The organism is Variovorax sp. 01N429, from assembly GCF_056399425.1.
The window spans coordinates 1-17614 of the sequence record NZ_JBFTRG010000015.1 but is presented as its reverse complement, the minus strand read 5'-3'; the positions used below and the strand labels follow the sequence as shown (position 1 = coordinate 17614).

Below are 17614 nucleotides of genomic sequence, written 5' to 3'. Positions count from 1 at the left end.
CGAGCCCCCTCATGCTTCCAGTCAGGTTTCCCCTCCGTCCCGCCGCTCTTGCCACCACTCTCGCCCTGCAGGCGCTGATCGCAACCGCGCAAACGACGCCAGCCGCACCGGCCGAATCGGGCGGGACTTTGGCCACGGTGACGGTCGAAGCCAGCGCAGACGCATCGGCTGCCGGCCTGGCCAAGCCGTTCGCCGGCGGGCAGGTCGCGCGCGGTGGACGCTTCGGGGTTCTGGGCACGCTGGACAACATGGATTCGCCCTTCAGCGCGACGAGCTATACGAACGAGCTGATCCAGAACCAGCAAGCACGCAGCGTGGGCGACGTGCTGTTGAACGACCCTTCGGTGCGCGTTGCGCGCGGCTTCGGCAATTTCCAGGAGACGTACTTCATCCGCGGCTTCCTCCTGGGCTCCGACAGCATCGCGTACAACGGCATCTACAGCCTGTTGCCGCGCCAATACATCTCGTCCGAGCTCTTCGAGCGTGTCGAAGTGCTGCGCGGCCCCAGCGCCTTCCTGAACGGCTCGGCGCCCGGTGGAGACGGCATCGGCGGCTCGGTCAACCTGTCGCCCAAGCGAGCGGGCAACGAACCTCTCACGCAGATCACGCTGGGAGGCGCCACGGGCTCGGAGTTCTATGGCGCGGCGGACATTTCGCGCCGCTTCGGACCTGACGACAGCACGGGCATCCGGGTCAACGCCGCGCATCGCGAGGGCGGCACGGGCGTCGACAACGAAGGCGTGAACCTCGACGTCGCATCCGTCGGTCTCGACTGGCGCAGCCGCAATGCGCGCCTTTCCGCCGACGTCGGCTATCAGGACCACCGCCTGAGCCAGACCCGCACCAATGTCACGCTGGCAAGCGGCCTCACCCGCGTGCCGTCACCGCCGGACGCCAAGACCAACTGGGCACAGCCCTGGACCTATTCGAACGAACGCGACACCTTCGGCACGGTGCGCGGCGAGTACGACTTCAGCGACAACGTCACTGGCTGGTTCGCCGCCGGCGCGCGCAGCGGCAGCGAAGCCAATTCGCTCGCCAACATCACCGTCGACAACGCATTCACCGGCGCAGGAACCACGTACCGTTTCGACAATACGGGCGAAGAAGACGTGAAGGCGGGCCAGGTCGGCATTCGCGGCACCGTCAAGACGGGCCCGGTCAAGCACGCGCTGGTCGCGTCGTACGACTACTTCAACTCGGAGCGAAAGAACGCCTATCGCTTCGACTTCCTCAACACGCAGGCGACCAATCTCTACAACCCTGTCTATTCGCCGCTGCCGGCCTTCGGCCCTCTCTCGCTTGGCGGCAACAACCTGGCTTCTCCCGCGCTCACGCAAGAAAAGCGGCTGACGAGCTATGTTCTCGGCGACACCATGTCCTTCATGGATGACACGCTGCTGTTCACCCTGGGCGCACGCCGCCAGACGATCAACGTCGACAACTTCGCATACGACACCGGCGCCGCGGCAGGCGGCAGCGACCAAAGCCATACCAGCCCTGCCGCTGGCGTCGTCTTCAAGTTCAGCAAAGAAGTGTCCGCCTACGCGAACTACGTCGAAAGCCTCGCTCCGGGCGAAACGGCGCCCGCGCAGATCGGCGGGCTTCCCGTGTTCAACGTGGGCCAGACGCTGGACCCCTACGTCGCGAAGCAGCAGGAGATCGGCGTCAAGTACGAAGGCGCCGGCCTCGGCGCCACGGCAGCGCTGTTCTCCATCGAAAAGCCCCGCGCATTGCGCAATTCGGCCGGCCTGTTCGTAGCGGAGGGCCAGGACCGCCACCAAGGTCTCGAATTCACGGTGTTTGGCGAACCGGTCAAGGGCTTTCGCGTCCTTGGCGGGGTGACCTTCCTCGACGCCGTGCAGCGAAACACCGGCGACATCGCGACCAACGGCAACAAGGTCATCGGCGTGCCGGACCAGCAGGGCACCATCGGGCTCGAATGGGACGTGCCGGGCGTGCCCGGCCTGACGCTGGACGGCCGCGTGATCGCCACCGGCGGCAGTTATGCGAACGATCTGAACACGCTGCGCGTGCCCGGCTGGGGCCGCCTGGACCTGGGTGCCCGCTATGTCACGGGCGTCGCCGGCAAACTCGTGACGCTGCGCGCGCGCGTCAACAACGTCGCCAATCGCGACTACTGGGCGTCCGTCGGCGGCTACCCAGGCGCCGGCTACCTGGTGCTGGGCAACCCGCGCACCTTCAGCCTGACCGCTTCCGTCGAGTTCTGATCAGCGAAGGAACACGGCCATGCGCGCACTCTGGACGGTGGTCCATCGCTGGCTGGGACTGGCGGTCGCGCTCTTCCTGATCGTCGCCGGCCTCACCGGCGCGGTCACCTCGTGGGACCACGAGCTGGACGAGTGGCTCAACAGCGATCTGTATCTGACCGACAGCCAGGGACCGTTCCGCGATCCGATGGCGCTTGCCGCCGCCGTCGAGGCATCGGATCCGCGCGCCAAGGTCTCCTACATTTCGCTCGGCTTCGAGAAAGGCCATACCGCAGGCTACTTTGTCGAGCCGCGCATGGACCCGGCCACGGGCCAGCCCTACTTGCTCGGCTACGACAAGGTCCACGTCGATCCCGTGACGGGTGAGATCAAGGGGCGGCGCGACACGCACGCTGTCTCGCTCTCGCGCGAGAACCTGATGCCCTTCCTTCGCACCGTGCACTACAGCCTGCACATTCCGGCGATGTGGGGCACGGACCGCATCGGCTACTGGATCATGGGCACCGTCGCGCTCGTGTGGCTGCTCGACAGCTTCGTGGCGCTCTACCTGACCATGCCGCGACGCCGGCGTGTTCCGGCGGGCTCCCGTGCACCGCACCATCGCGACGCAGCGACCTGGTGGGCGCGATGGAAGCCCTCTTGGCTGATGCGCTGGCGCGCCGGCGGCTACAAGCTCAATTTCGATCTGCACCGAGCGGGCGGGCTGTGGATCTGGCTGGCGATCATCGTCATCGCCTTCACTTCTTTTTCGCTCAACCTCTACCGCGAAGTTTTTTATCCCGTGCTGTCGCTGGTGTCCAAGACCACACCCGGCCCTTACGAGACGCGCGCGATGGTGCCACTGGGCCAGGAAGTGACGCCGAAGCTCGGCTTTGCCGAGGTGGTTCGCATCGCCGACGCGGAGGCAAGGGCACGCGGATGGACGACGCCGCTCGGCGGCATCTACTACGAGAAGCGCAGCGGCTTCTATAACGTGTCGTTCTTTCAAGCCGACGATGACCACGGCGAGGCCGGCATGGGCCTGAGCAATCTCTACATCGACGCGCAGGACGGCCGCGTGCTGAGCCAGAACCGTCCATGGGAAGGAACTGCGGCCGATATCTTCGTGCAGTTGCAGTTCCCGCTGCACTCGGGACGCATCCTTGGGCTGCCCGGGCGCATTCTCATGTCGTTCATGGGCGTGATGGTGGCGATGCTGTCGGTCACGGGCATCGTCATCTGGGCGCGCAAACGCCGGGCCCGCCTGCTCCAGGCGCAGCTTGGGCATGGAAGGCCGGGCGCACGGCGTGCGGCGACCAAGGCCGCCGGGGCCGCCGACTCGGTCAAGCCTTCTTCAGCTCCGCTTCGAGCGCGTCGATGAACATCGCCGGCACGTCGAAGCCCGTCTGTTCCGTGATCTCCTGAAAGCACGTGGGGCTCGTCACGTTGATCTCGGTCAGCGAGCCGCCGATCACGTCCAGGCCGATCAGCAGCAGTCCGCGCGCGCTCAGCACCGGTCCGATGGCCTCGGCGATCCGGCGGTCCTGATCCGTCAGCGGCTGCGCCACACCCTTGCCACCCGCGGCCAGATTGCCTCGCACTTCGGTGCCCTGAGGAATGCGCGCGAGGCTGTAGGGTACCGCCTGCCCGCCGATCACCAGCACGCGCTTGTCGCCTTGTGAGATTTCGGGCACGAAGCGCTGCACCATGATGGTCTGCGCGCCGTCCTTGTTGAGCGTCTCGATGATCGATCCGAGGTTGAGCGCGTCTGACGTGACGCGGAAGATGCCCATCCCGCCCATGCCGTCGAGCGGCTTCAGGATGATGTCCTTGTGCTCAGCATGAAATGCACGCACCGCGGCTGCATCGCGGGTCACCAGCGTGGGCGTGGTGAACTCTGCGAACTCCATGATCGCGAGCTTTTCCGGGTGATCGCGCAATGCGCGCGGCTTGTTGACGACGAGGGCGCCCTCTCGCTCGGCCTGCTCGAGCAGGTGCGTCGCGTAGATGTATTCGGCGTCGAAGGGCGGGTCCTTGCGCATCAGAACGACGTCGAAGCCGTGCAGCGGGCGCTCTTCAACGGATTCTTCGCGGTACCAGTCGTCCGGCGAGCCGGTCAGTGTGATCGCACGCGCCTTGGCAGTCACCGGCCGGCCGCGCTGCCAGCCCAAGTCGCGCGGTTCGCAGACCGAGATGGCATGGCCGCGGCGCTGCGCTTCCCGCATCATCGAAAAGGTCGAGTCCTTGTAGATCTTGAACTGGGAGAGCGGATCGGCGACGAAAAGAATGTGCATGTCAGTTGCTCCACTGCGCGACGCGCCCGAATTGGCCTTGCCGCGCCGCAGCGGCTGTCTTTGAAGAGAAGGTGGCGACCCGACGAAGTGGACGAATCTGGGAAAGTGCTGGCATTCAGGAAGTCTTTCGAACGTTGTCGGGCTCGATCTTGCGGGCAGCGGCGATGTCCTTGCCCGCGAAAGGTCTGCGCCCGAATTGCTGAATGCCCAGTGCGATCGCCCCGGCTACCACGCCCCAGAAGGCCGAGCCGATGCCAAGCAACGTCACACCCGAGAGCGTGACGAGAAAGGTGATCAGCGCCGCCTCGCGATGCGATTCGTCCTTCACAGCGGCAGCAAGCCCGCCGCCGATGGTGCCGAGGAGCGCCAGGCCGGCGATCGCGGCGACGAGTTCTTTCGGAAACGCCGTCAGCAGCCCCGTGACCGCCGCGCCAAAAAAGCCGATCACCACATAGATCGCGCCGCAACTCACCGCCGCTGTGTAGCGGCGTGCCGGATCTTCGTGCGCCTCGCGCCCCATGCAGATCGCCGCCGTGATGGCGCTGAGATTGAGCGCAAACGCACCGAAAGGCGCCAGAACCAGCGTCGTCAGTCCACTGATCGTGATGAGCTTGGACACTGGCATTTCGTAGCCGGCCGCCCGAATGGCAGCAACGCCCGGGAGATTCTGAGATGCCATCGTCACCACGAACAGCGGCAGCGCGAGGCTGACCACAGCCTGCCAACTGAACACCGGCGTCGTGAACACCGGCATCGCCACGCTGAAATGCACCGCGCCCCAGGCAAGCTCGCCGCGCGCGGCAACGAAAACAATCGCCACCAACAACGTGAGAGGAACCGCATAGCGCGGAAGCACCCGCTTGCCCACCAGATAAGTGCCCAGCATCAGCAGCACCAGCGGCAAAGCCGTCTGCGCTGCCACAAAGGCCTGCAGCCCAAACCGCGCCAGCACCCCCGCCAGCAAGGCAGAAGCCAGCGCCATCGGAATCTTGTTCATCACCCGCTCGAACCATCCGGTGGCGCCCGCAGCCGTCATCAGCACTGCACAAACGATGAACGCCCCCACCGCCTCATTCATCGAGTACCCCGCCCCTGCCACCGCCAGCACGGCCGCCCCTGGCGTGCTCCAGGCAATCATTACCGGCTTCCGCCACCAAAGCGAAGGCGCCGCCGAAGCCAACCCCATCCCAAGCCCCAGCGCCCACATCCATGAAGAAATCATCTCCGGCGTAGCCCCAAACGCCTGCGCAGCCTGAAACACGATCGCCACCGAACTCGTGAACCCCACGAGCACCGCAACAAACCCCGCAGTAAAAGCCGAAAGACTAAGGTCCTTGAAAAATCGCATGCCGGGATTGTGCCGCCCCAGCCCCCACCCCGCTCATCCCAAGAACACCGCGGAACTGGCTTTGCCAAGCAGCTGGTGTTGCCCCCGGTCAGGGGGTAGGCGAAGCGACACGAAGTGCGCGTAGCCTGGGGGCGAGTCAGATCTCGATTTTCGAGCCCAGCTCCACCACAGCGTTGTTAGGCAACCCAAGGAAGTCCGCAGCGCCGCTGGCGCTGTGATGCATCTGCGCAAAGAGCTTCTCGCGCCATGGGGCCATGCCGCTGCCCAGCGTGGGGATCACCACGTCGCGCGACAGGAAGTAGCTGGTCGTCATCGCCTCCAGCTGGCATCCGCGCAAGCGCGCATGTTCCAGCGCGCGCGGCAGGTCGACGTCGTTCTTGAAACCATAGTGGACGATGATCTGCCAACAGTGATGCCCGAGCGGTTCCATCTCGATGCGCTTGTCCATGGGAATCCAGGGCACCTCGTGGTTGCGCACGGTGACGAACAGGTTCTGGTCGTGCATCACCTTGTTGTGCTTCAGGTTGTGCAGCAGCGCATTCGGCACGACGCCCGGCTCCGCCGTCAGGAACACCGCCGTGCCATCGACGCGCGCCGGCGGACTGACAAACACCGAGTCGAGAAAGCTGCGCAGGTCGATGGCTTCGGCCAACTGCAGCTGACCCATCAGCCGCCGGCCTTCTTTCCAGGTCAACATCAGCATGAAGATCGACCCACCGATCAGCAGCGGGAACCAGCCGCCCTCGAAGAGCTTGAGCAGGTTCGACGCGAAGAACATGAAATCGACCACGAAGAAGGCCCCGGTCGCGCCGATGCACAGGATCAGCGGGTACTTCCATGCATACCGGATAACGAAGAAGGTCAGCACCGTCGTGATCAGCATGTCGGTCGTCACGGCGATGCCGTATGCAGCCGCCAGGTTGCTGGACGAGCGGAACATCAGCACCGCCAGCACGATGGCGACGAACAGGCCCCAGTTGACGAAGGGCATGTAGATCTGCCCGGTGGTGCGCACGCTGGTGTGCTCGATGTTCAGGCGCGGCAGATAGCCAAGCTGGATCACTTGGCGAGTGACGCTGAAGGCGCCCGTGATGAGCGCTTGCGATGCAATCACCGTGGCCGCCGTTGCAAGAAAGACCAGCGGCAACAGCGCCCATTCGGGCGCCATCATGAAGAAGGGGTTCTTCACCGCTTCGGGGTTCTCGAGCAGCAGGGCGCCCTGTCCGAAGTAATTGAGCGTGAGCGCCGGCATCACGACCGAGAACCATGCGACGCGAATCGGCCGCTTGCCGAAGTGCCCGAGATCGGCGTAAAGCGCCTCGGCCCCGGTCACGCAGAGCACCGTGGCGCCCAGGATGATGAAGCTGGTGAGCGGATTGCCCCACATGAAGCGCAGCGCATAGTGCGGGCTCATCGCCTTGAGGATCTCGGGGTGGGTCACGATCTGCGACACGCCGAGCAGCGCGATCGCCAGGAACCACGTCAACGTGATCGGCCCGAAAAACCGGCCGATGCCTGCGGTGCCGCGCTTCTGCACCGCGAACAGGCAGAACAGCACGACGAGGGTGATCGGGATCACATAGTGCCGGAACTCGGGCGACACGACCTCCAGGCCCTCGACCGCCGAGAGCACCGAGATGGCCGGGGTGATGACGCCATCGCCATAGAAGAGCGAAGTGCCGAAGATGCCGACCACCAGCAGCACGCTGCGCAGCCGCGGTTTGTCGACCACCGCCTGCGATGCCAGCGCCAGCATCGCGACCAGCCCGCCTTCGCCTTCGTTGTCGGCCCTGAGCACGAGGACCACGTACTTGATCGAGACGATGACGGTCAGGGTCCAGAAGAACATCGACAGGATGCCGTAGACGTTCTCGATGGTGAAAGGGACGTGGCCGTGGCCGAAGACCTCCTTGACCGCATAGAGAACGCTGGTGCCGATATCGCCGTAGACGACGCCGATCGCAGCGAGGATCAACGCAAGGGAGGAGGATTTTGGGGCGGACACGAAGTCGATGCAGAGGGCGTTGGGGTGCTGCACCCGTGCGCGCCAGCGACGTTGATGGTCGCCGGTCGCCTCCGCCCTCGTTTTGCGTTGCTATGGGGTCGCTATTTTGCCGCCGCCGCAGGGGCCTGCAATATGTACTCCGAAATCATTCATATATTTCGGCGTCGGGGTTCGTGGCCTCGAGTTCGTAGCTCGCCGCGACCATCGCCAAGCGCCCGATCACCCCGTACATGTAGAAGCGGTTGGGTGCGCTGGCGCCGGGCTTTGCCCCCGGTTGCGGTAAGTGCGCACTCTCCGAAAAGGCAAGCGGCACGAAGCTCGCGCCCGGCAGCTTGAGGTTTTCGTCGGGATTGCGCTCTGCATGAACACGGTAGAAGCCGCCGACCACGTAGCGGTCCATCATGTAGACGACCGGCTCGGCGACGCCGTCATGCACGCGTTCGTTCGTGAGCACACCTTCCTGCACGATCAGTTCGCTCGGCTCCTGCCCTTCCTTGGCCGAGCCGGTCTTGCTGCGCGACTTGCGGGCGAGCGCTTCGATTTCCTTGGCATCGCGCACCGTCACGACGCCCAAGCCGTCTCTTCCGTTGTCGGACTTGACGATCACGAAGGGCTTCTCGTTGATGCCGTATTCCTTGTACTTGCGGCGAATCTTGGTCAGAAGCGCGTCCGCGTGGCTGGTCAGTACGTCAACGCCCTGGCCGGTCGAGAGATTGATTTCGCCCGCCTTGGCGAACATCGGATTGATCAGCCACGGATCGATGCCCAGCAACTTGCCGAAGCGCTTGGACACTTCTTCATAGCTGTGAAGATGATTGCTCTTGCGCCGCACCGACCAGCCGGCGTGCAGCGGCGGCAACAGGTACTGCTCGTGCAGGTCTTCGAGAATGCCCGGCGTGCCGGCGATAAGGTCGTTGTTGAGCAGGATCGTGCAGGGATCGAAATGCTTGAGCCCGAGACGGCGCTTGCTGCGAACGACCGGCTCCAGGCACACCGTCTCCCCGTTCGGAAGCTCGATCTTCTTGGGCGACTTGATGGCTGGGTCAATCGAGCCGACCCGGACATTGAGCCCAGCCATGTGGAAGATGCGTACGAGTTGAGCAACATTCGCCAGGTAGAAGGTGTTGCGCGAATGGTTCTCGGGGATCACGAGCAGGTTGCGCGCTTCGGGGCAGATTTTCTCGATGGCTGCCTGCGCCGCCTGCACGGCCAGCGGCAGCATCTCCTGCGTCAGGTTGTTCCAGCCGCGCGGAAACAGGTTGGTGTCGACCGGCGCCAGCTTGAAGCCGGCGTTCCGAATGTCCACCGAGCTGTAGAACGGCGGCGTGTGCTCCATCCATTCGAGTCGAAACCAGCGCTCGATGGCCGGGGTTGAATCGAGAATGCGTTGCTCGAGTTCGTTGATCGGGCCGTTCAGGGCGGTGACGAGATGGGGGACCATGCGGCGGCCTTCTTTGATTTGCAGCTTGAGCTAAGAGCGAATTGTAGATTTGGGGCCCAATGCCCCAATGACAACCCATCCCGCCCCGGGAACCAGACCAGAAACACCGCGGAACCGGCTTTGCCGGGCGCGAGCCTGGGGGTCAGCTTCTGGTCTCGCCTTGGCCCAGCACCACGTATTTGAGGGACGTCAGCCCCTCGATTCCTACCGGCCCGCGAGCATGGAACTTGTCGGTGCTGATGCCGATTTCAGCGCCGAGTCCGAACTCGAAACCATCTGCGAATCGCGTGCTGGCGTTAACCATCACGCTGGCCGAATCCACTTCGCGGAGGAAGCGCTGTGCGTTCATGTGGTCGCGCGTGACGATCGCGTCGGTGTGATGGCTCGAATAGCGATTGATATGCGCAATCGCCTCGTCGACGTCCTCGACGACCTTGATGCTGATCACTGCGGCGAGGTATTCCTCCGACCAATCCGATTCGACCGCATCCACTACGGCCTTCCCACTCGTCTCCAGGCTTTCTCGCAGGATCCGCGCGGCGGCAGGGTCGCATCGCATCTCGACGCCCTTGGCCGCGAAAATGGCGCCGATCTCGGGCAGGAAGGCGTCGGCGATCGATGCGGCCACCAGGAGGCCCTCAGCGGCATTGCAGGGGCTGTACTTCTGCGTCTTGGCGTTGTCGACGATCTTCACGGCCATGTCGAGTTCGGCTGTGTCGTCGACGTAGACGTGGCAATTGCCGTCCAGATGCTTGATCACCGGCACCTTGGCATCGCGGCTGATGCGCTCGATCAGCCCCTTGCCGCCGCGCGGGATGATCACGTCGACGAATTCGGGCATCGCGATCAACTGGCCGACGGCTTCGCGGTCAGTGGTCTGCACGAGCTGGACGGCGTCGGCAGGCAGGCCCGCCTCGGCAAGCGAATCGGCGACGAGCAAAGCCAGCGCCTTGTTCGATTCAATGGCCTCCGAACCTCCCCGGAGGATCGCGGAGTTGCCGCTCTTGATCGCCAGGCTCGCCGCCTCGATGGTCACGTTCGGACGGCTCTCGTAGATCATGCCGAACACGCCGATCGGCACGCGCATCTGGCCGACGCGGATGCCGCTGGGCTGCTGCTTCATCCCGATCACTTCGCCGATCACGTCGGGCATGGCTGCCAGTTGCTCGCAGCCCAGGGCGACGGTCTCGATCACCTTTGGCGTCAGCTTGAGCCGGTCAACCATGGGTGCAGAAAGGCCGGCGCCTTCGGCGCGGGAGAGATCCTTGGAATTGGCTTCGGCGAGCACGCCGCCAGCAGCGCGCAAACGGCGCGCCAAAGCCTTCAGAGCCTTGTTCTTGGTGGCGGCGTCCGCGCGCGCCATCAGGGTCGAGGCGTGCTTGGCCTGCGCACCCAGGGCCCGCACGTAGTCGGGGACATTCAGCATGTTCATTTGCGGATTGTGCCGCGCCCATGAAGAGCAATGGGCATGAAGGGGCGAGTCCGCACCATTCCTGTGCGCTTATGGATTTGCGCACGCGCGGCAAAGCATCAGCGCCAACCGCTGGAGGGCTTGCCAGCCGTCCGCGGACCAGTCAGGCTGCTTCAGTCCCTTGACGATGCCGTCGACCACGTGCGCTGCACGCAGCAGGCGCGCCAGCGCGCGATCGTCGACCCGCGGCAACACGCGCTCGAAAGCTCGCTCGCGCGGACCCCAGATCCGGTTTTCGCGCAGCGCCATGGGCAAGGGCCGTCCGGCGGCCATGGCGTCTTTCACCCGCTTCAGCGCGCGGATGTCCTCTGCAAGCGTGTAGTGGACCAGCACCTCGGCCTCGCCTTCGGCCTGCAATCCCTCGAGCATCCGCGCGACGCGCTGCGGATTGCCGGCCAGCACGGCTTCAGACAGCTTGAACACGTCATAGCGCGCGACGTTGTTCACCGCACCTTCGACCTGCTCCCAACTCAATTCGCCCTCGGGGTAGAGCAGCGCCAGTTTCTGGATTTCCTGATGCGCCGCGAGCAGATTGCCTTCCACCCGATCGGCAAAGAACTGCAACGTCCGCTGACCCTCTTCCCCGCTCTTGACCCGCTGCCCCTGCTGCGCGAGCCGCTGCGCGATCCATTGCGGCAAAGCGGCCCGCTCGATCGTCTCGATCTGCAGGCTGACCCCGTTGTTCTCCAAAGCCGAGAACCAGGCGCCCGTCCGCGTCGCCTTGTCCAGACGAGGCAGCATCACCAAAGTAAGAGTGCTGTCATTCCCTTGCGCTGCTTCCGCGATCTGCTGAAGGGCCGCACTGCCGTCCTTGCCCGGCTTCCCCGAAGGAATGCGTATTTCGACAATCTGCCGATCCGCAAAAAGGCTCAACGAGCCTCCCGCCGCCAGCACCGCGCTCCAATCGAAATGCGCCCCAGCCACCGTATAGGCGCTCCGCTCCGTGTATCCCCGCACCCGAGCCGCCGCCCGAATGGCGTCCGCAGCCTCCTGAGCCAGCAATGCCTCGTCCCCATGAATGACGTAGAGCGGCGCCACCCGCTGAGCCAGATGCCCCAAAAGCTGCGCGCTGGTCAGTTGCATATCCAAGAGCAAAGTGAAGCGAGCCGATCCCGCAGAACACCGCGGAACCGGCTTTGCCGGGCCGCTGGTGTTGCCCCCCGCGGGGGGTAGGCGAAGCGACACGCAGTGCGCGCAGCCTGGGGGGTCATATCTGTCTAGCTGCAGCGAGACGCCGAAGAAGCTGCTGAGCAATATCCGTCTGCATGTCCCGGTACAGCAGTTCGGTTTCCGATTCTTTCGCCAGCGCCACGGTTTCGTTGTAGGTGATGTCGCGCGACTGCTGGATCTCGGACGGTGGCAGCAATTCCTTGCCGCCCTTTCCGCGCAACCTGAAGCGCACCCTCAGGACCAGTTGCATCTCCCGCACCTGGCCCGCCGAGTTGGTCGAGATCACGACGTTCTCGCGGTTCTCCGCCAGGATGTCGAGCACGGCCTCGGCTTTCTCTGCCTGGTCGGCCGGCAGCACCTCGACGGTTCCGGTCGCTCGAAGATTGCGACGCACGTAATTGGCAAACGGCGTGGTGCTCGGCACCACGGCGATGGTCTTGAACGAAAAGGTCGGCGCCTTGCGCAGCTCGAATCCGCATCCGGCCAGCACGAACACGGCCGAAGCAGCCGCGAGGAAGCCGCGGCGCGGCAAAACGTGTCGCGGGGTCATGCCGCTCATATCACCACGTTCACGAGCCGCCCCGGCACGACGATGACCCGCTTGGCAGGCGCGCCCTCCGCATGCTTGACGAAGATCTCGCTGGCAAGCGCGAGCTTCTCGATTTCCGGCTTCGTGGCCGTTGCAGGAACATGCAGCGATCCCCGGAGCTTTCCGTTGATTTGCAGCATCAGTTCGATTTCGTCCTGCTCCAGCGCAACGACGTCGACCGCCGGCCAAGGCGCGTCGAGAAGATCGCCCATGTCCTTGTCGTAGCCAAGCTCGTGCCAGAGCTGGTGCGCGATGTGCGGCGTCGCCGGATAGAGGCAGCGCAACAGGATGCCCATGCCTTCGCGCACTGCCGCGCGGTCGCCGGCGTCCGCAGCCTCGGGCTTGAACCCTTCGAGCGCGTTGAGCAGCTTCATCGAGCCCGACACCACCGTGTTGTATTGCATGCGCTGGTAGTCGTAATCGATCTGGCGCAGCACCGTGTGCACTTCGCGTCGCAGTTCCTTGGCACCCTTGCCGAAGACCGGCGCCTTTTCCTTTTTGCCGGTCGCGGCGGCGGGCTCCGCGCCCTGAAGCGCCACGCCAAAATTCCAGACTCGCCGCAGGAAGCGATAGCTGCCCTCCACCGCCGCGTCGTTCCATTCGAGCGTCGCTTCGGGCGGCGCCGTGAACATCGTGTACAGGCGCGCGGTGTCAGCGCCGTATTTTTCGATCAGGTCCTGAGGATCGACGCCGTTGCGCTCGGTCTTGCCCATCTTGCCCACGCCACCGTATTCCAGCTTCGTGCCGTCAGCCAGCGTCCCGCCGGTGATGCGGCCCTGCGCGTCGAGCACCGGCGTCACGTCCGAAGGCGGGAAGTAGTCCTTGCCGCCCTTCTCGCCGCGCGTATAAAAGATGTGGTTGAGCACCATGCCCTGCGTGAGCAGCTTGCTGAAAGGCTCGTCGACCTTGACGAGCCCCAGGTCGCGCATCACCTTGGTCCAGAAGCGCGCATAGAGCAGGTGCAGGATCGCGTGCTCGATGCCGCCGATGTACTGGTCCATCGGCATCCAGTACTTCGCGCCCTCGGCCACCATGGCGTCGTCGTTCTTCGGATCGCAGTAGCGCATGAAGTACCACGAGCTGTCGACGAAGGTGTCCATCGTGTCGGTTTCGCGCCGCGCGGCCTTGCCGCAGACCGGACACACGACGCCGGCATGGAAGCCTTCGTGCTTGGCGAGCGGATTGCCCGATCCGTCCGGCACGCAGTCCGTCGGCAAGACCACCGGCAGATCTTGCTCGGGCACCGGCACGGCGCCGTGCTCTTCGCAATGGATGATCGGGATCGGCGTGCCCCAGTAGCGCTGGCGGCTCACGCCCCAGTCGCGCAGTCGCCAGGTGGTTTGAAGGGCGCCCAGTCCCTTCTGCTCGAGCGCGTGCGCCACGGCCTTGACGGCCTCGATGTGCGACATGCCGCTGAAGTTGTCCGAATTGATGGTGACGCCGCGCTGCTTGTCGGCGTACCAGTCCTGCCATCGGTGGTAGTCGAAATGCGGCTCGTCGTCGACCAGGACGACCTGGATGATCTCGATGCCGTATTTGTTGGCGAACGCGAAATCGCGCTCGTCGTGCGCGGGGACGCCCATCACCGCGCCGTCGCCATAGCTGATCAGCACATAGTTGCCGACCCAGAGCGGAACCTCTTCATCGGTGAGCGGGTGCGTGACGGTCAGGCCGGTCGGTACGCCCTTTTTTTCCTGGGTGGCGAGTTCGGCCTCGGTGGTGCCGCCGCTCTTGCACTCTTCGATGAAGGCGGCGAGCTCGGGATTGTTCTTGGCGGCGTGCAGCGCCAGCGGGTGCTCCGGCGCGACGGCGCAGAAAGTGACGCCCATGATGGTGTCGGCGCGCGTCGTGAAGACGTACATGCGGCCGCCCTGGATCAACTGGCCCTTCTCGTCCTTGATCTTGTGCTTGAACGCGAAGCGCACGCCTTCGCTCTTGCCGATCCAGTTTTCCTGCATCAGCTTGACGCGCTCCGGCCAGCCAGGGAGCTTGTTCTGCGTGTGCTCCAGCAGTTCCTCGGCGTAGTCGCTGATCTTGAGGTAGTAGCCCGGGATCTCGCGCCGCTCGACCGTGGCGCCGGTGCGCCAGCCCTTGCCGTCGATCACCTGTTCGTTGGCAAGCACCGTCTGGTCGACCGGGTCCCAATTGACGACTTGCGTCTTGCGATAGGCGATGCCTTTTTCGAGCATCTTGAGGAACAGCCACTGGTTCCACTTGTAGTAGCTCGGATCGCACGTCGCGATCTCGCGGCTCCAGTCGATCGCCAGGCCCATCGCCTGGAGCTGGGTCTTCATGTAGCCGATGTTCTCGTACGTCCACTGCGCGGGCGGCACGCCGTTCTTGAGCGCAGCGTTTTCGGCCGGCAGGCCGAAGGCGTCCCAGCCCATCGGCATCAGGACGTTGTAGCCGCTCATGCGCAGGTAGCGCGTGAGCATGTCGTTGATGGTGTAGTTGCGCACGTGGCCCATGTGCAGCTTGCCGCTGGGGTACGGCAGCATCGAGCAGGCGTAGTACTTCTTTTTGCGCGCGTCCTCGGTCACGCGATAGGCGTCGGCAGCGGTCCAGTAGGCCTGGGCTGCGGACTCGACGTCACTGGGTTTGTAGCTGGGATTCATTGGGCTTGGGCAAGGCCGGCGCCAGGCGGCCGGGGAAGGCGGATTATCGCGGCTAGAGGCATGGCGCACTTCTCGCGTGCCACAATGATTTACGAACCGGAGAGCCGCTCCATGACACCTGATGCCGAAGTCGGTGCGTTGATGCGTGCCGAGCATGGCGACCCCTTCGCCGTCCTCGGTCCGCACCAGACGGACGAGGGGCTCGAGATTCGCGCGCTGTTGCCGGGCGCGAAGTTCGTGACGGTCATGCAGTCGGGCTCAGGCTGGCCGCTGGCGGAACTGGTCCGGCAGGGCGGCAGCGATCTGTTCGCCGGGCTCGTTCCTGCATCGGAAGCCCGGCTCGGCTATCGCTTTCACATCGACTGGGGCGGGCACACCTCGCTGCTCGAAGACCCCTATCGATTTCCGCCCGTCCTGGGCGAAACGGACGTCTGGCTGCTGGCGGAAGGCACGCATTTGCGGCCTTTCGAGCAACTCGGCGCCCATTTGCGCGAAATGGATGGCGTGCGCGGCGTCGCTTTCGCGGTGTGGGCGCCGAACGCGCGCCGCGTTTCGGTGGTGGGCGATTTCAACCAATGGGATGGGCGTCGCCACATGATGCGGTTCCGGCGCGAATGCGGCGTATGGGAGATCTTCGCGCCCCATGTCGCGCCGGGCGACAGCTACGAATTCGAAATCCTGTCGGCCCACGGCCATGTGCTGCGCAAGGCCGATCCCTTTGCATTCTCCGCGCGCCTGCGCCCCGACACCGCCTGCGTCGTTCAGCCGCTGCCGCCGCCCGCCAAAGTGCCGACCGTCCGCGCCCAGGCCAATGCGCGCAACGCGCCCATCAGCATCTACGAGGTGCACATGGGCTCCTGGCGGCGCAAGAACGGCCACGAATGGCTCGACTACCGCGAGCTGGCCGAAACGCTGGTGCCCTACGTACACGACATGGGCTTTACCCACATCGAGCTCTTGCCGATCAGCGAGCATCCGTTCGACGGTTCATGGGGCTATCAGCCGATCGGCTTGTACGCGCCGACGTCGCGCTTTGGGACGCCCGGTGATTTCCGCGCCTTCGTCGAAGCGGCACATGCGGCCGGACTCGGCGTGATCCTCGATTGGGTGCCCGCGCATTTTCCGACCGACTCGCACGGCCTCGGCACCTTCGACGGAACCGCGCTGTACGAATACGCCGATCCGCGCGAGGGCTTTCATAACGATTGGCAGACGCTCATCTTCAATTACGCGCGAACGGAGGTGCGCAACTACCTTGTCGGCAACGCGTTGTATTGGCTGGAGCGTTATGGCGTGGACGGCTTGCGTGTGGATGCAGTGGCTTCGATGCTCTACCGCGACTACAGCCGCGAACCCGGCGAATGGGTGCCCAACGCACAGGGCGGCCGCGAGAACCTCGAAGCCATCGACTTCCTGCGCCGCATGAACCATGTCGTGGGCGTCGAGCGGCCCGGCACCGCGACCATTGCCGAGGAATCGACCAGCTTCCCGGGCGTGACGCGTCCTCCCGAGAGTGGCGGCCTTGGTTTTCACTACAAGTGGAATATGGGGTGGATGAACGACACGCTCGCCTATGCCGGGACTGACCCTGTCTTTCGTAAGTTCCACCATCGGCTCATTACCTTCGGGCTGATGTATGCGCATTCGGAGAACTTCGTCTTGCCGCTGTCGCACGACGAAGTTGTGCATGGCAAGGGTTCGATGATCGGCCGCATGCCGGGCGATGTCTGGCAGAAGTTTGCTGGGCTGCGCAATCTGTACGGCTACCTGTGGGCTTATCCGGGGAAGAAACTGCTCTTCATGGGGGGCGAGTTTGCGCAATGGGCCGAGTGGAATGCCGATCGCGGGCTGGATTGGCACCTGCTGGAGCAGGCTTCTCATCAAGGGGTTCGGAGGCTGGTGAAGGACCTGAACAACGTGTACCGGCACTTTGGTGCGCTGCATGAGCTGGACTGCGAGGCGCGGGGGTTTGAGTGGCTCTGTCATGACGACGTGGAGCAGTCGGTGTTTGCGTTTTTGCGGCGGGATGCGCAAGGGGGGTTCGTGGTGGTGGTTTGCAACTTCACGCCGGAAGTTCGGTATGGGTATCGGGTGGGGGTGCCTTTGGCTGGGGTTTATCGGGAGATTATTAATACCGATAACTTGATTTATGGGGGGAGTGGGGTGGGGAATGGGGTTGTGAGTAGTGAAGCTGTTGGGTGGCATGGGCAGGGGGAGTCTGTTGTTCTGACTTTGCCTCCTCTGGGGACTGTGATGTGGGTGTTGGGGTGAGGGGGTTTGGTGAGGGGGTTGGCCGGGACTCGCCCCGGCGGGCGACTTACTTTTCTTTGGGTCGCCAAAGAAAAGTAAGCAAAAGAAAGGCGACCCCACTGTGCGCGTCCCTGCGCTTCGCTTCGGGCAACCTGCGGTGCTCGCTTCCGCTTCGCTTCGGGCAACCTGCGGTGCTCGCTTCAGGCGGGGTCCGCGCGAAA

Annotated in this window: 11 protein-coding genes; 3 read left to right on the top strand and 8 right to left on the bottom strand. The window is 64.2% G+C overall.

Translation table 11 applies throughout. The annotated features are described in order from the left end of the window. Positions 1-11: 11 nt before the first annotated feature. Both AC1DSF_RS22880 and AC1DSF_RS22875 read left to right on the top strand, forming a co-directional pair. Complete coding sequence (locus AC1DSF_RS22880) at positions 12-2231, top strand: TonB-dependent receptor (RefSeq protein ID WP_478183480.1); 2220 nt, start codon at positions 12-14, stop codon at positions 2229-2231. A gap of 19 nt (positions 2232-2250) precedes the next feature. Beyond that, positions 2251-3591 carry a PepSY-associated TM helix domain-containing protein gene (locus AC1DSF_RS22875; RefSeq protein WP_478145895.1) on the top strand — a complete coding sequence of 447 codons (1341 nt, stop codon included), beginning with the start codon at positions 2251-2253 and terminating at the stop codon, positions 3589-3591. On the opposite strand, the gene gshB is transcribed toward AC1DSF_RS22875, so the two are convergent. The 8 genes from gshB to leuS all read right to left on the bottom strand — a co-directional run bounded on the left by gshB (position 3554) and on the right by leuS (position 15143). Next, positions 3554-4504, bottom strand: coding sequence for a glutathione synthase (gene gshB, locus AC1DSF_RS22870; RefSeq protein ID WP_478183479.1), 951 nt, complete (start codon positions 4502-4504; stop codon positions 3554-3556). The two genes, AC1DSF_RS22875 and gshB, sit on opposite strands and share 38 nt — an antisense overlap. Before the next feature lie 115 nt (positions 4505-4619). Beyond that, the gene (locus AC1DSF_RS22865) at positions 4620-5852 is read right to left on the bottom strand and encodes a benzoate/H(+) symporter BenE family transporter (RefSeq protein ID WP_478183478.1); all 1233 of its coding nucleotides are present in this window, start codon (positions 5850-5852) and stop codon (positions 4620-4622) included. A gap of 136 nt (positions 5853-5988) precedes the next feature. Next, positions 5989-7857: a potassium transporter Kup gene (locus AC1DSF_RS22860; protein WP_478128588.1), complete on the bottom strand. Its 1869-nt coding sequence runs from the start codon at positions 7855-7857 to the stop codon at positions 5989-5991. 145 nt (positions 7858-8002) lie between these two features. After that, on the bottom strand, positions 8003-9298 hold the full coding sequence (gene gshA, locus AC1DSF_RS22855; RefSeq protein ID WP_478128587.1) for a glutamate--cysteine ligase: 1296 nt from the start codon (positions 9296-9298) through the stop codon (positions 8003-8005). A 142-nt stretch (positions 9299-9440) separates the two neighbouring features. After that, a complete protein-coding gene (locus AC1DSF_RS22850) occupies positions 9441-10730 on the bottom strand; it encodes a glutamate-5-semialdehyde dehydrogenase (protein ID WP_478128586.1) in 1290 nt (429 codons plus the stop codon). 69 nt (positions 10731-10799) lie between these two features. Continuing rightward, the gene (gene holA / locus AC1DSF_RS22845) at positions 10800-11852 is read right to left on the bottom strand and encodes a DNA polymerase III subunit delta (RefSeq protein WP_478128585.1); all 1053 of its coding nucleotides are present in this window, start codon (positions 11850-11852) and stop codon (positions 10800-10802) included. A 124-nt stretch (positions 11853-11976) separates the two neighbouring features. Further along, positions 11977-12489: an LPS-assembly lipoprotein LptE gene (locus AC1DSF_RS22840; RefSeq protein WP_478128584.1), complete on the bottom strand. Its 513-nt coding sequence runs from the start codon at positions 12487-12489 to the stop codon at positions 11977-11979. A gap of 5 nt (positions 12490-12494) precedes the next feature. Further along, positions 12495-15143, bottom strand: coding sequence for a leucine--tRNA ligase (leuS, locus tag AC1DSF_RS22835; RefSeq protein WP_478128583.1), 2649 nt, complete (start codon positions 15141-15143; stop codon positions 12495-12497). Positions 15144-15254: 111 nt separating this feature from the next. Here leuS and glgB point away from each other — a divergent pair, with 111 nt between their 5' ends. Further along, the gene (glgB, locus tag AC1DSF_RS22830) at positions 15255-17414 is read left to right on the top strand and encodes a 1,4-alpha-glucan branching protein GlgB (RefSeq protein WP_478128582.1); all 2160 of its coding nucleotides are present in this window, start codon (positions 15255-15257) and stop codon (positions 17412-17414) included. Positions 17415-17614 lie beyond the last annotated feature (200 nt).